This window comes from Acidimicrobiales bacterium (genome assembly GCA_040219085.1).
Lineage (GTDB): Bacteria > Actinomycetota > Acidimicrobiia > Acidimicrobiales > JAVJTC01 > JAVJTC01.
The window spans coordinates 199208-213514 of the sequence record JAVJTC010000029.1; the positions used below are offsets into that span (position 1 = coordinate 199208).

General features: G+C 69.1%; 13 protein-coding genes. All 13 read right to left on the reverse strand.

The window, feature by feature from the left end:
- Positions 1 to 30: 30 nt before the first annotated feature.
- On the reverse strand, positions 31 to 342 hold the full coding sequence (locus RIE08_13185) for a hypothetical protein (protein ID MEQ8718559.1): 312 nt from the start codon (positions 340 to 342) through the stop codon (positions 31 to 33).
- 22 nt (positions 343 to 364) lie between these two features.
- Complete coding sequence (locus RIE08_13190; protein MEQ8718560.1) at positions 365 to 1000, reverse strand: urea carboxylase-associated family protein; 636 nt, start codon at positions 998 to 1000, stop codon at positions 365 to 367.
- Positions 997 to 2370, reverse strand: coding sequence for a Rieske 2Fe-2S domain-containing protein (locus RIE08_13195; protein ID MEQ8718561.1), 1374 nt, complete (start codon positions 2368 to 2370; stop codon positions 997 to 999). Before RIE08_13195 ends, RIE08_13190 begins: the two co-directional genes overlap by 4 nt.
- A gap of 105 nt (positions 2371 to 2475) precedes the next feature.
- The gene (locus RIE08_13200; GenBank protein MEQ8718562.1) at positions 2476 to 3024 is read right to left on the reverse strand and encodes an aromatic-ring-hydroxylating dioxygenase subunit beta; all 549 of its coding nucleotides are present in this window, start codon (positions 3022 to 3024) and stop codon (positions 2476 to 2478) included.
- A gap of 34 nt (positions 3025 to 3058) precedes the next feature.
- Complete coding sequence (locus RIE08_13205) at positions 3059 to 4453, reverse strand: amidohydrolase family protein (GenBank protein ID MEQ8718563.1); 1395 nt, start codon at positions 4451 to 4453, stop codon at positions 3059 to 3061.
- Positions 4450 to 5538, reverse strand: a complete 1089-nt coding sequence (locus RIE08_13210; protein ID MEQ8718564.1) for a class I SAM-dependent methyltransferase — start codon at positions 5536 to 5538, stop codon at positions 4450 to 4452. The genes RIE08_13205 and RIE08_13210 overlap by 4 nt, the downstream gene beginning before the upstream one ends.
- Positions 5539 to 5569: 31 nt before the next feature.
- Complete coding sequence (locus RIE08_13215) at positions 5570 to 6610, reverse strand: zinc-binding dehydrogenase (protein MEQ8718565.1); 1041 nt, start codon at positions 6608 to 6610, stop codon at positions 5570 to 5572.
- 9 nt (positions 6611 to 6619) lie between these two features.
- A complete protein-coding gene (locus RIE08_13220) occupies positions 6620 to 7846 on the reverse strand; it encodes an aromatic ring-hydroxylating dioxygenase subunit alpha (GenBank protein ID MEQ8718566.1) in 1227 nt (408 codons plus the stop codon).
- Positions 7843 to 9414 carry an AMP-binding protein gene (locus RIE08_13225; GenBank protein MEQ8718567.1) on the reverse strand — a complete coding sequence of 524 codons (1572 nt, stop codon included), beginning with the start codon at positions 9412 to 9414 and terminating at the stop codon, positions 7843 to 7845. Before RIE08_13225 ends, RIE08_13220 begins: the two co-directional genes overlap by 4 nt.
- Positions 9414 to 11030 carry a hydantoinase B/oxoprolinase family protein gene (locus RIE08_13230; GenBank protein ID MEQ8718568.1) on the reverse strand — a complete coding sequence of 539 codons (1617 nt, stop codon included), beginning with the start codon at positions 11028 to 11030 and terminating at the stop codon, positions 9414 to 9416. Before RIE08_13230 ends, RIE08_13225 begins: the two co-directional genes overlap by 1 nt.
- The gene (locus RIE08_13235) at positions 11027 to 13108 is read right to left on the reverse strand and encodes a hydantoinase/oxoprolinase family protein (protein MEQ8718569.1); all 2082 of its coding nucleotides are present in this window, start codon (positions 13106 to 13108) and stop codon (positions 11027 to 11029) included. Before RIE08_13235 ends, RIE08_13230 begins: the two co-directional genes overlap by 4 nt.
- Positions 13105 to 13488 (reverse strand): cupin domain-containing protein, encoded by a 384-nt coding sequence (locus tag RIE08_13240; protein MEQ8718570.1) that lies wholly within the window; start codon positions 13486 to 13488, stop codon positions 13105 to 13107. Before RIE08_13240 ends, RIE08_13235 begins: the two co-directional genes overlap by 4 nt.
- 76 nt (positions 13489 to 13564) lie before the next feature.
- The gene (locus RIE08_13245; protein ID MEQ8718571.1) at positions 13565 to 14272 is read right to left on the reverse strand and encodes an FCD domain-containing protein; all 708 of its coding nucleotides are present in this window, start codon (positions 14270 to 14272) and stop codon (positions 13565 to 13567) included.
- Positions 14273 to 14307 lie beyond the last annotated feature (35 nt).

The following is a 14307-nucleotide window of genomic DNA, read 5'->3' on the forward strand; positions in this document are numbered from 1 at the left end:
CGCCGGAACCCGCCCCGGGTGTCGCGTCGCCTAGCCGATCTTCTTGAGCAGGGTGTCCGAGGTCATGCCCGAGACGAACAGGTCACTACCCTTCTTGAGGATCTCCAGGTAGTCGGACTGCTCGGTCAGCGAATCCAGGAACGCGTCGAGCTCACCTAGCGAGGGTGCGTCGACCGTCCAGTAGGCGACGCCGTACGCGCCGTAGGCCTCCATGTACGCGTCGATCCCGACGCCGTCGGAGGCATGGGACCGCTGGCACGCCGTGTACTCCGCGATCCAACCCTGCACCCGTGCGCGGTCACTCGACGCGACCTGCGCCTTCCTGATCATGCGAACCGTCATTGCCGTCTCCTGTGGTGGTGGGTCATTGGTCGTCGACATCCCAGACCTCGATGACGAGGCGCTTGGGGTCGTGGTCGTTCGATGCCGAGGTCTCGCTCGGGCACGCCGAGACGACGACGAGGACGTCGATCTCGGCCTTCATCTCGATGTGGTCGCCCGGGCCCGCGAGCGAGGGCTTGAAGACGATCTCGCGCTCGTCGATGACGTCGGTGTTCATGAAGATGTTGAAGACGTCGGGCACCAGGTCGGGTTCGATCCCCCAGGGGGCCACGGCCTCCTCGAGGTTCTCCTGACACGTTCTGTGTCCCGATGCGATGCCGTCGCGCACGTCGTAGACCCCCCGGGAGCACCGGCCACCGTTCCAGGCGAAGTGCACGCCGACAGGGTCGTCGACGACGGTGAGCATGAGGCGCTCGTAGGGAGGGCGTGACCACAGCGTCGTCAGGCGACGCATCGTCCCCGTGCCGGCCAACATGTTGAGAGCCACGGTCTGGCCTGCGTGGTATCCCTCGCGTGGATTGTCGAGGGCCACGAACGACGTGTCGGCGACCTGCGGCCCGTCGGGAGTGATGATGCGAACGTGCTGCCCGAGGCGCGCCTCGACCGCACGACCGTAGCACCGGGGCACTTCGACCCGTTCGACGAGACGGCGGCTCATGACGCCGCTTCCGATCCCGCAAAGGCGACGCCGCCGTCCGCGGGTCCATCCACGATCTCACGGTCGACGTCCCCGTCGAGCACCGTGGTCAGCTCGACGTCGGATTCGACGAGACGTCGCCACTGGTCGATGTAGCCGCGCATGGGCGTCTCGTAGGTCACGGGCGCACGCGTCGTGCCGGCGTCGGTGGCGGCCTCCAGGGGGTCCCCGAGACCCTTGGACATGTCGACCCACTCCACCTCCCCGACGGCGAGGCCCCTCTGGCACCGCTCGAAGAGCTCGAGGTCGTCGGGGTTGCCCAGCGAGACGAAGTCCTCGGCGATCCGCATCCGCAGGATGTTGACCTCCCGGGGGACGTCGCGACCGGCGACCACCCAGGTGTTGAGCCGCGTCCGGTCCGGTGCGAGCGGCTGGACCACCTCGAAGTGGTTCCCCTTCACGAGGAGGTTCGGGAAGATCGACAGGTTGATCATGCTGCCGGGCACCATTTCGAGCACCTCGGCCGCGTCCCCTGGGCTCGAATCCCGGATCATCTCGCCGAAGATCTCCTTGCCCGGCACCGGGCGCTGCGTCTCCCAGAACGACCGGGACATCCCGGGACGCTGATCGACGATGATGTGGCCGTTGCCCAGGTCCTCGCCGTACATCCCGGTGGTGTCGGGACTGTTCTTGAACTGCCCGAGCGATTTCCCCTCGCCGAACCGGCGCTCGTTCATCAGCACCCATGAGCGGTGGGCGAACGTGGGGTGCAGGCCGTCGCCGGCGTTGTCCCACGCGAGCTTCCAGTTCCCCTCGAAGACGAGCCGCTGGCAGTTGCGCACCTCGAGTCCGCCGCCCGGCACGCGGTCGATGAAGTAGTCGAGTGGCCCCCGAGCAGCCCCGAGCCACTCCCCGATACCGGGGGCGTCGAGGTTGAGTGTGCCGAACACGAGGCCGCGGTAGCTGGCGAGTCGGGGGATCTGGCGGAGCCCACGGTCGTCCTTGTCGAAGCCGCTGTCGGAATAGCCGCTGGGATACGGGACCGAGGCGAGAGCACCCCGGTTGGAGAACGTCCAGCCGTGATAGCCGCACTGGAAGTGTTTCGCCGTCCCCCGTTGCTCGTGACAGACGACCGACGCACGGTGCGAGCACCGGTTGAACAGCGCGTGCAGTTCGCCGTCGGCGTCGCGGGTGAGGAGGACCTGACGCAGGCCCAGGTGTGTCGCCAGGAAGTCGTTGGGGCCGGGGACCTGGCTCTCGTGGCCGAGGTAGACCCAGGTCCCGCCGAAGACACGGTCCATCTCCAGGGCGAAGACGTCCGGATCGGTGTAGGCGCGCCGGTGGACACGCCCGGGCTGCACGAGCCCTTCGAGGGCCACTGTCTCACTCATGGGTCATCTCCTCGAGGATCGCCGTGTCAGTCATGATTCGTCTCGGCGTTCGGGTCTGGTCGGGACAGCCATCACGGGGCCGCGTCCGCACCGCGGCTCGCCACATCACAGGATGAACGTGAACGGGGGGACGTCCCCACCTGCGTTCACCAGAGTGACGATCTTGACCCGGATCCGCCAGTCGCCGTCGGCCTCGTCGATCACGAAACGGTTGGTCGACGCGAACGCCGTGGCACGTTCGTGACGGTACTCCCACACCGTCGAGGCACACCGCACGAACAGTCCCCCGTCGTCGAGGGGCCAGGCATCGACCGTCGCGATGCTGCGGCATGTCCGCGATGCGGGCACCTGTGCGTGGGCCCACCCCGTCTCGAGCAGCGCCACCCGGTCCTCGATACGACTGCGGTCGTCGAAGAAGTACGCGACGCCGTCGCGGGGGTCGAGCCCCGGCTCGACGGGAACCCAGTACACGGACTCGTCGGCGAAGCGCGCCAGCCACTCCCTGTAGTGGTGGTCGTCGAGGAGGCGGGCCTCCTCGAACACGATGCTCTCGACCAGGGGCCGAAGGTCGGCCCGGGGGGCACCCACCGGCGGAACCGTGGCCAGGGCGTGCAGCGTTTCGTAGAGGGCGTCGTCGACGTAGTCGGCGGTCATGGCTCGCTCCGTTCGAGGTCGATCGGTTGCCGGCTCACAGGACCGGCCACTTCGCCTTGTCGGGGAGACCTGACCGGGCGGTGATGGCCTCACCCGCCACCTGGGCCTCGGCCCACATCCGCTCCTCGTCGAGCGTCGTCAGGTGTCCGTTGTCGACGACCACCCGGCCGTCCACCAGCACCGTGTCGACGCCGCGCCCGTCCGCGGACCAGACGAGTTGATTCGCGACGTTGAGCAGCGGTCGCCACTCCGGTCGGTCGGTGTCGTGCAGCACGACGTCGGCCCGCTTGCCCACCTCGAGTGAACCGATGTCGGCCTCGGCGCCCATCGCCTTGGCCCCACCCAGGGTGGCCATCTCGTAGGCCTTCTCGGCAGGGAACATCTGCGGGTCCGTCCTGGCGTCCTTGAAGAGCCCGGCGACGAGGTACGTCGCACGCATCAGGTCCGAGTAGTTGGAGGCGTTGTTCCCGTCCGTGCCGATCGCCACGTTGACCCCTGCCTGCACCATCTCGGGCATCTTGCCGACCTGCGTGACCCCGTAGCTGACCTTGAGCGCGGTCGTGGGGCAGTGGGCGACGCTCACACCCGCCTCACCCATGATCGCCACCTCACGGTCGTCCACCCGGACGCAGTGCGTGATCGCGACATCGTCGCGCAGGACGCCGAGTTCCGCGAGATGGATCATCGGCCGGTGTCCGAACTCTGCGACGAAACCGTCGGGGTCGGACTCCGCCGGTGACATGTGGAAACTCATGCCGGTCCCGTACTCGTCGGCGAGATCCCGGGCGGCACGCCAGAGCGGATCGGAGGCGGTCGTGTGCCCGACGAGGATCGACCACGTCTGGACCAGGCCGTCGCGGTGCGATGCCAACGACGAGCGGAGGCGTTCGATCGCCTCGTCGGTGTTCTGGCGGTACACGTCGGGCTCGGGGGGAAGGTCCCAGACCCATGGACCGACGCGACCCCGGATCCCGATCTCGGTCAGCCCGTCGATCACCTCGTCGAGGAAACGGATCGTCCCGGCCTCCAGGAACGTCGTCGTGCCCGAGCGCAGCATCTCCGCCGCGGCGAGTTGGCCGGACAGGCGCTCCTCCGGCGCGGTGTAGGCCGCATACAGCTGGCAGAGCCAGACGAACACGTTCTCCTCGAACGGTGTGTCGTCGGGGACGTAGCCCCTCGTCAGCGGCTCACCGGTGACGTGGATATGGGAGTTGACCATGCCGGGCGTGACCACATGGTGGTCGTCGCCGATGGTCTGCGCGGCGGTGTAGGCGGCCGTGATCTGCGAGCGGGGGCCGACGGCGACGATCTCACCGTCGCGGATCGCGACGGCGCCGTCACGGATCACATCGCGGTCGGGGTTCATCGTCACCACGTACCAACCGCGCACGATGGTGTCGACGGCGGTGGGGATCGTGTCCTCGGTCATGAGTCAACTGCTCCCGGTCTCGTGGCGACGTAGGCGAACTGGAAGCCGATCGGCTCGATCATCCGGATGGCCTCGAACCCGGCCTCGTGGAGCCACGAATGCACACCACGGGCCGTCAGCGGCCCGCCCTCGACGGTGCTCGCCGCCATCGTCAAGCCCATGATCACCGCGTGCGGGTTCAGCTTGCGCCCGTTGTCGGCGAAGTAGTCGGCGAGAATGAGCCGTCCGCCGGGCTTCAGCGCACCGAAGGCCCGGGCGACGAGAGCAGCGGCCCGCGGGCCCTCGGTCCGGCAGACGTGGCCGAGCACGACGATGTCGTACGCGCCCGGTTCGATCTCGATCTCGTGGTAGTCGCCCGGGCGGAACTGCACCCGTTCGCTGACGCCATGAGCGGCGGTCTTCGCCTCGGCGACCGTGAGAACGCCCGGCCAGTCGTTCACGACGGCCGTCGCGTCGGGGCAGCCCTCGAGGATCGCGATCGACCAGGGTGCGCCACCCGCGCCGAGGTCGAGCACCTTCGGCGCCCTCAGTCGGCTGTAGCCGATGCGCAGGTCCGCCCGCGTGGCGGCACGGTGGATGGTCGTGAACGTGCCCTCCACGAGTGGAACGTAGAACTCGGCGGGGTCGACCCCGTCACCGTCGACGGGCGTGGCGGGCCGACCGTTGCGGACGGTGTCGGCCAACCGCGTCCAGTTCTCCGCCGGGCCGGGCGCGACGGGGATCAGGTCCACCATCGTGGCGGCGCCTTCGGAACACAGGTACCGGCGCGCCGTGTCATTGAGGTCGTAGACGTCACGGATCTGTTCGAGGAAGCCCTGGACCACCAGCGCGTCGAGCAGGGCCCCCAGGTTCGCCTCGTCGACATCGAGCTTCGTCGCGAGCGGCGTCACCTCGGCCGGCCCGACGTCGGCCAACACGTCGAACACGTCGAGCTCGAGTGCCGCGACGAGGCTGTGGTACCGGGCAAGGCCCTCGACGGCGGCCCACACCGGCGCGGCAGAGGGCGGCTTGTGATCGGTCCACGGACGCCCGGTGTGGGCCATCGTGTGCCGCTTCTTCAGCTCGGGGTAGGGCGAGTCAGCCACCGCGGAGAATCCCCGTCACGAGTCGGATGCCTCAGTCACCGGGACGGAGCACGATCTTGCCGAAGTGCTCGCTGGCGAGCAGGCGCTCCTGGGCCGCCCCGGCCTCGGCCAGTGCGTACTCGCTGTCGATCACGACCTCGAAGTCGCCGTCGAGGTACTTCTGCCAGACGGGCCCGAACTCCCCGGGCCGGTAGCCGTCGGAGCCCAGGATCCTGAGGCCCATGTGGTAGAGGTGCGACAGCGAGGGGATCGTGACCTCCTCACCGGTCGTGTTCCCGCAGTTGACGAGCCGACCCCGGATCGCCAGGGAGTTCAGTGACGCCTCCCACAGCGCGGGGCCGATGAAGTCGAAGACCATGTCCACACCACGCCCGTCGGTCTGGGCCCTCACCCAGGCGGCGACGTCGGTCTGACGGTTCTCGGTCCCCGCGGCCGCTCCGAGCTCGAGGGCCTTCTCACACTTCGCCGTGGTGCCCGCGGTGACGTACACGGTGGCACCCGCGTCGACGGCCAGTTGGATGGCGGCCGTCGCGACCCCGCTGCCCGCGGCGTGGATGAGCACGGACTCACCGGCGGTCAGCTCGCCGGTGTCGAAGAGCGCATGGGCTGCGGTCATCCACGTCGTCGGGAACGCTGCGGCGTGGACGAGCGACACCGCGTCGGGTACCGGGTGGACGTGCGTGGACGGGACGAGACACAGCTCGGCGTAGCCCCCGTCAGCGGTCGCACCGATGACCCCGAGGTTGCCGTAGAGGTCGCCGACGCCGGCCAGCTTCGAGTCCTCGGGAACGCCGGCCAGAGACGGGTCGACGACGACGCGGTCCCCCGCCGACACCGCCGTCACCGACGATCCGACGGCCTCGACCGTGCCGGCGATGTCCATGCCCGAGATGTGGGGGAAGGTGAACCCCTCGAGGTGGAACCAGCCGTTGCGCTGGATCACGTCGAGACGGTTGACGCAGGTGGCGGCCACCCGGATCACGACGTCGGACGGGCCGGGCTCGGGATCGGCGACGTCGGTGTAGGTGAGGACCTCGGGTCCGCCACTGCGGTGATAGAGGACAGCCTTCACTACCCCGCCTCAGCCCGTCGCCTGCTCGGGCACGGCTCCGAGGTGACGGCCCGGCCAGTGGTTCCGGTACCGCGAGATGAGCCACCGGTTGAACTGGACATGGCTCTCCTCCTGCCACGAGTAGCGCCCGCGCGCCGCGTACCGGGACCGCATTCCCTGCTGGACCTTGGTCGTCGCGTCCTGGTCCTGGCGGACGAAGACCTGCACACCGGCGTCGGAGAGCGCGAACTTCTCGTCGAACAGCGGATCGGTGAGCGCCGACGGGTGGAAGAGGTAGCCGATCTCGACGTCGATCGTCTCCGGTCCGGTGGGTCGCACGATGAAGAAGAAGGCCTGGTCGGGGGCGGTGCCCATGCACAGGGTGGGCGGGACCAGTGCGAAGGTCGAACGCATCCGCTCCTCGTCGGTGAGGTTCGGGAAGATCGGCATGATGGCCCGGTGGGTGGCGTTGAAGCCGCCGTCGATGTGGGTGTAGCCGTTCGTACGGAACATGACGCCGCTCTCGTCGTCCCACGGCACCGGGAAGTCGGCCATCGATGACGGGCAGAAGTCCTGCACGTACTGGTGGAGCCGGTTGGCGTGGTAGCCGTCGTTGAAGTTCTCGAACATGATCTTCCAGTTCCACGGAAGACCCTCGAGGGTGAAGGTCCCGGGGCAGACGGCATTGGGAAGGTCGTAGTTCTCCAGGAACGGCGTGTACCGCTCCAGGCGCGGTGCGAGGGGCGCAGCGGCCGTGTCGTGATTGACGAACACGAACCCCTGCCAGACCTCGCAGCCGAGATTCGGCAGGCCGTAGTCACCCTTGTCGAAGCCGTCGGTGCGTTCCATTGCCGGCGCGCCGAGGAGGCGGCCGTCGAGCGCGTAGCTCCAGTGGTGGTACGGACACGTGAACTTGGTGCAGTTGCCGGTCGAGTCGTCGTCGGTGAGGAGCATCCCGCGGTGCTGACACACCGAGGTCATCGCGACCACCGACCCGTCCTTGCCGCGGACGACGAGGATGGGCTCGTCGTTCACCGAGGTCGAGAACCAGTCGCCGGGATCGGGGATCGTGCTCGCCAGGCCGACGCACATCCACTCGTGGTCGAACAGCGCCGCCTTCTCGAACTCGAGGACCTCAGGCGACGTGTACAGCACCGGCGGCAGCGTGAACGCGGTGGCCACGTCCGTGGTCGACTCACCGAGGCTCGCGAGGAGCTCGGGTGTCAACACCGTGGCCGGGTTCGTCGTGTCGGTCATCGGCTCGTCTCCGGGGTGGGGGTGCTCTCGGCTTCGGGGTCGGCGAGCAGGAACTTCCTGATCTTGCCGACGGAGGTTCGGGGAAGCTCCTCGAGGAGCGTGAAGCTCCTGGGTCGCTTCGACTTCGCCAGTCTGGCCTCGGCCCATCGGGCCAGTTCGTCCGAGGTCGGCGGGTTCTCGGGGTCACGGGCCACGACGAAGGCCACGGGGACCTCGTCGCGGACCTCGTCGGGCCGCCCCACGACGGCTGCCTCCAGCACGCCGGGATGCGCGGCGATCACGGACTCCACCTCGACGATGGAGACGTTCTCGCCCGCGACCTTCAAGACGTCGGAACGGCGGCCGTCGAACACGTGGCGCCCGTCGGGGCGGCGCACCGCCCGGTCGCCGGTGCGGAACCAGCCGTCGCGGTAGCTCGCGGCGGTCGTCTCCGGGTCGTCGAGATATCCCGCGAACAGGGTGGTCCCCGGGTGTCCGCCCACGACGATCTCCCCCACTTCACCGTCGGGTACCGGGCGACCCTCGGCGTCGTGGACCTCGAGTTCGCAGCCCGGCGTCACCATCCCCATCGATTCGGGAACCGGGTCGGCGGCGGGCTCGGTGAGCACGGCCGGAACCGTCTCGGTCATTCCGTAGAGCTGGCGGGGCGCGCACCCGAACAGGTCGGCGATCGCCTCGTACTGGTCCGTCGTGACGTTCTGCGCGTACCAGCAGTTCTCGAGCACCACCCCGTCGACCGGAGCGGACCCCCGGGCGAGGATCATCCGCAGCGGCGCGGCGAACAACGACGCGTGGGTTGCGCCGTGCCGGGCGCACTGCGTGACGAAGCCGCTCGCCGAGAAACCCGACATGAGCGCCACTGATGCGCCGACCGTTATCGCCGGAGCGAACGAGTAGTACTGCGCGTTCGCGTGGAACAGCGGCAGCACGACGATCTGGCGGTGGTGGGAACGAAGACCACTGCGCCGGGCCATCACCGCACCCGTGAACGCATAGTTGGCCTGGGTGACCTCCACCCCCTTGGGGCGTCCGGTCGTGCCGGAGGTGAACATGACGGCGGCGCGGTCGGTGGGGGCGACCTCGGGCCAGTCGGCGAACTCTGAACCGTCGAACGCGACCAGGTCGACGTCGTCGGGGTCGACAGCCACCACGGCCACGTCGTGACCGGACTCGGCCACGCCCCGCCCGTACTCCTCGGCTCCCGAGACCGCGCACACGCCCACCACGGGTCGGGTGCGGGCGATGTGGGCGGCGAGCTCCGGTGCGCGGCCCTGGGGGTCCGACGGGACCATCGCGGCGCCGAGGCGGGTGCACGCCAACCAGGTGGCGATGAACGACGGCGAGTTGGTCAGTGCGAGGTGGACGGTGTCGCCGGGTCCGACACCGAGGCGGTGGAGGGTCGCAGCGACCCTGGCGACCTCACCGTCGAAGGTTCCGTACGTCCACTCGGCCACGCGGCCGTCGGACCGTTCGAAACACAGGAACAGCCCATCGGGGCGCGCCGCCACCGCGTCCGTCCAGACCTGTGAGAATGCGACGGGCTCGAGCGGCGGCGCGGCGGTCCCCATCAGGAGGCGGCGACCTCCGGGGCGTTCGCTGCGGCCTCCCCGTAGCCACCGCCGCCGGGCAACTCGAGACGCACGACGTCACCGGGGGCGAGTTCGATCCGGGACTGGGTGCGTACCGCCTCGCCGTTGACCTCGAAGGAACCGGCCGCGCCGGCGTCGCCACCGAAGATCCCCTCGGGCGCCTCGACGAGGCGACTGGTCACCGCGTTGAGTTGCCAGGGCCGGGTGGTGTCGACGGTGAACTCGATGGTCTGTCCGAGACCGCCGACCTGTGCTCCGGTGCCCCCGGAGTCCGGACGCAGGGCCTTGCGGCTGAAACGGATCGGCGCCGACGCCTCGACGACCTCGATGGGGACGGCGGCGACGCCCGTCGGGTACGAACACGCGGACAGACCCGACTTGGTGGCGCGGGCACCGACCCCGCCCGCGTAGGTGAACATGGCCGTGATGAACGGGCTGCCGTCGTCGTGGTTGCCCGACACCTGCATCGTCCACACGGCGCCGGACCCCTCCGCCATCGCGGAATCGGGGGCGATCTGTGCGAGTGCCTTGAGGAGCGCGTTGGGCAGGAACATCCCGACGACGTGGCGGGCGGTGCACGGCTGCGGTGACTTCGCGTTGACGATCGAGCCCTCCGGCGCGGTCATCCTGATGGGCTCGAGGCTCCCGTGGTTGTTGGGGATCTCGGGGTTCAGGACCGACCGCACCGTGAACGTCGTGTAGGCGTGGGTGTAGTTCTTCACGACGTTGATGCCCCACCGGCTGGCATCGGAGGAACCTGTGTAGTCGACGAGGATCTCACCGGCGTCGGTGTCGACGGTCACCGCACACACGATGTCGATGGTGGAGCCGTCGGCGAGGTCGAGGATCGCCGCGGACCGGTAGGTGCCGGCCGGTAGGGCCCGGATCGAAGCCCGGGTGGCGGCCTCCGAGCGCGAGATGATCTCGTCGGCGAGTTCTTCGATGTCGTCGAGCCCGTAGGTGTCACACAGCGCCGCGAGGCGCTGGGAACCGACCTCGGCCGAGGCCATCTGGGCGTGGAGGTCACCCGCCATGTGGTCGGGCTGACGGACGTTTGACAAGATGAACCGCCAGGCGTCGTCGTTGCGTTCGCCCGCCTTCATCAGCTTGCAGATGGGGATCCAGATCCCCTCCTCGAACACGTCACGCGCGCCTGCGCCGATCCCGTATCCGCCGACGTCGGTGTGATGGATGGTCGACCCGAAGAACGCGATGAGCCGCCCGGCGCGGAACACCGGCGAGAGGACGGTCACGTCCAGGAGCTGGCCGGCCGTCTTGTACGGGTCGTTCGTGATGAGGACGTCACCCGGTTCGAGCGTCTCCGCGGGGTACTCCGCGAGCATGGCCACGGCGGCACGCGCGAGCGAGTTGATGTGACCCGGCGTGCCGGTGACAGCCTGGGCGACCATGCGGCCCCGTCGGTCGAAGACGCCGTTGGCGAGGTCACCCGCCTCGCGCACGATCGGGCTGAATGCCGAGCGCTGAAGCGCCTTGGCCTGCTCGTTGACGGTGGCGATGAGGCTCTGCCAGAGAACCTCGAGCTCCACGGCGTCGAAACGACTGGTGCCGCCTGCAGTGATCGTGGTGTCGGTCATGTCTCCCCTCCACGGGTTGCGACGAGGCTGCCGTCGCCGGCGACGGTCACGCTCCAGCCTGGTCTGATGACTGCGGTCGTCTCGCGTTCTTCGACGATGGCGGGGCCGCCGAACGTGGCGCCCGCACCGAGCGTCGCCCGGCGGTAGACGGGGACCTCCACGGGTGCCTCACCACGCCCGAACCGCACCGGCCGTGTGCGGTGCGGAGTCGGCTCGCCTGCGCCGTCGGCAACCGGCGGTTCGATGTCTGCTGACGGCTCGAAGGCGGACAGCCGCCACGTCACGACCTCGACACCGACGTCGGGGATCGCGAGCCCGAAGATCCGCCGGTATTCCTCCTCGAACGCGGTCAACAGCGTGGCGTCGTCGATCGGCCACTGGTCGCCCTCGCCCACCCAGATCGTGATCTCGTTGCCCTGACCCGCGTAGCGGGCGTCCACGCCGTAGCGGAAATGGATCCGGTCGGTGGCGACACCGGCCGCGGCGAGTACCCGGCGCCCCTCCTCACGCAGTTCCTCGAGGAGCGCGTCGCGTTCGGCGGGATCGAGGCCGCCCAGGGCGCGGACCCGGCTACGGGCGAGATCGATGCGCACCGGCGACACGAGAGTCCCGAACGCCGACAGGACACTCGCGTCGACGGGGAAGATGACCCGGTCGCTCTCGAGCAGTTCGGCGACGCCGCAGGCGTGCACCGGTCCGGCGCCTCCGAAGGCGATCAGGGGGACACCGCGCAGGTCGATGCCCTGCTCGACACCGTGCATCCGTGCCGCCGCCGCCATGTTCTGGTTGACGACCTCGTGGATGCCGGCGGCCGTGTCGGTCACAGACAGCCCGAGTCCCTCGGCGACCGGGGAGAGCGCAGACCGGGCCAACGAGGCCTCGAGAGGCATGTCCCCACCGAGGAAGGTCTCGGGATCGATCATGCCGAGCACCACATCGGCGTCGGTCACGGCCGGCTCGGTTCCGCCGCGTGCGTAGCTCGCCGGTCCGGGGTCGGCACCGGCCGACGTGGGACCGACCTTGAGGAGCCCGAGCCCGTCGACGCGTGCGAGGCTGCCGCCCCCGGCACCGATCTCGACGAGGTCCACCGACGGCACCGAGACGGGGAAGCCCGATCCCTTCTTGAACCGGTAGATCCGGGCCACCTCGAAGGAGTTGGTGAGTTCCGGCTCGCCGTGGCGGATGAGGCACGCCTTGGCTGTCGTACCGCCCATGTCGAAACACAGCAGACGGTCGAGGTCGTGACGGCGGGCGAACCACGACCCGGCGAGGGCACCGGCCGCAGGGCCGGACTCGACGAGTCGGATGGGCACCCGGGCCGCGTCGGCCGCAGAGACCACCCCACCGTTGGAGAGCATCATCAGCACCGAGCCCCCGAAACCCTCCGCGGAGAGCCACTTTCCGAGCTCGTCGAGATACGGACCGATCACGGGCATGGTGGCCGCATTGCACGCCGTGGTGACCATGCGGGGGTACTCGCGGATCTGCGGGGAGACCTCCGAGGACACGCAGACGGCCACACCGAGCTCGGCGGAGAGGTGATCGGCGACGACGCGCTCGTTGGCACCGTTGACATAGGCGTTGAGGAAGCACACAGCGACGGCGTCGAGGTTGGCGTCGCCCAGCTGGCGGGTCAGTTCGGCCAGCGCGGCCGGTGTCGGCTCCCCCACGATGTCGCCCGTCGCCGACACGCGCTCGTCGATTTCGAAGGTGAGGTCCCGGGGAATCGGCGGTTCCGGGAACTCGATCTGGAGGTCGTACATGTCGTAGCGGTGCTCGTCACGGATGAGGAGCGTGTCACCGAAGCCGGTGGTCGTGACGAGGCCCGCCCGACCCGTCTTGCCCTCGATCAGGGCGTTCGTGATGAGAGTGGTCGCGTGCACGATGGGCGCGGTGATCTCGGCCGGCCGGACACCGGCCTTTGCCAGCAGCGCGGTGATGCCGGTGCGGACACCCTCGAGGGGCGCGGCCGGGGTCGTCAGTGTCTTGTCCACGACGACGCGCCCGGAGTCCCCGTCGACGAGCACCACGTCGGTGAATGTCCCGCCGATGTCGACGGCGAGTCGCCAGTTCGTCATGCGTCCTCCCGCAGGTCGTCGCGGGGCGGGGCGAAGACGTCGAGGATCCAGCACTCGTCGTACTCCTCGTCGCCGACGAAGACGCTGTCACCGTGCCAGACGTCCTTGTAGGCCAGGTAGAAGTCACCGGGACCCAGGACCGTCCTCTCGGTGACCTCCTCACCGCCGATACGGAAGTCGAGCGCGCCGCGCATGATGATGCCGAGCTGTTCGTTGTCGGGGTGGTGGTGCAGGTACGAGCCGGGGGTACCGCCCGCGATGCGCCAGAAGCACAGTTGGAGTTCGTCGCCGGTGACGACGCGCCGCCGGAAGCCTGGGCGGTCTGTCGCGACGAACGCGTCCTCGTCCATGAAGAACGCCATCTGTCGGGTCGGGTCCATGGGGGGTGTGGGTCTCCTCGTCCTCAGGCCGGCTTCGTCGCCGGCTGCGTTCAGGTGGGTCGTCGGCACATCGGCCTCAGACAAGTTTCTCGATCATCCGCGACTCGACCTGGTCGAGGTGAGCCGTCACCGCCGCCGCCACGCCGGTCACCGATCCCTCGGCCATCGCCGTGGCGATGGCCTCGTGGGCCCGGGCCGACTCGTCGATGATCTCCGCGACGGCCTCCGCGTTGACGTCGTCGGTGAGCAGGGACTCGAATTCCCCGGAGTGGAAGAGCGCGTCGAGGACCTTCGAGTAGACCTCGGCGAGCACCCGGTTGCCGCAGGCATCGGCGATGGCCGCGTGGAAGGCGCGGTCGAGCCGGCGGAACTCGGCGATGTCGAGCCCGGAGCGGAAGCCACCGGCCATCTCGGCGAGCTCGCTGCGCTGGGCGTCGTCGGCACGACAACAGGCGAACTCCGCAACCGCCACCTCGATCGCCCGGCGGGTCTCGAACATGTCGCGTACCGCGGTCTTGCGGTGGTCCACGTCCACGTCGACCGAGGGGAGGTGTTCGACGACGCGCACCCGGTTGCCGGTGCGCTCGATGACGCCCAGTGCGCTGAGTCCGACGATCGCCTCGCGGACCGAGGTCCGGGCCACGCCGAACTGCTCGGCGAGTTCGCGTTCCGGGGGAAGGACCTCACCGGCACGGAGACGCCCGTTGCGGATGCCCTCGGCGATCGCGTGGCGGATCTCGTCGGCCACGGTGCGGCGTTCGATCTGGCCGAAGGGTTCACTCACCGGGAGTCGGCCTTCTCGACGTGAGACAGCCGACC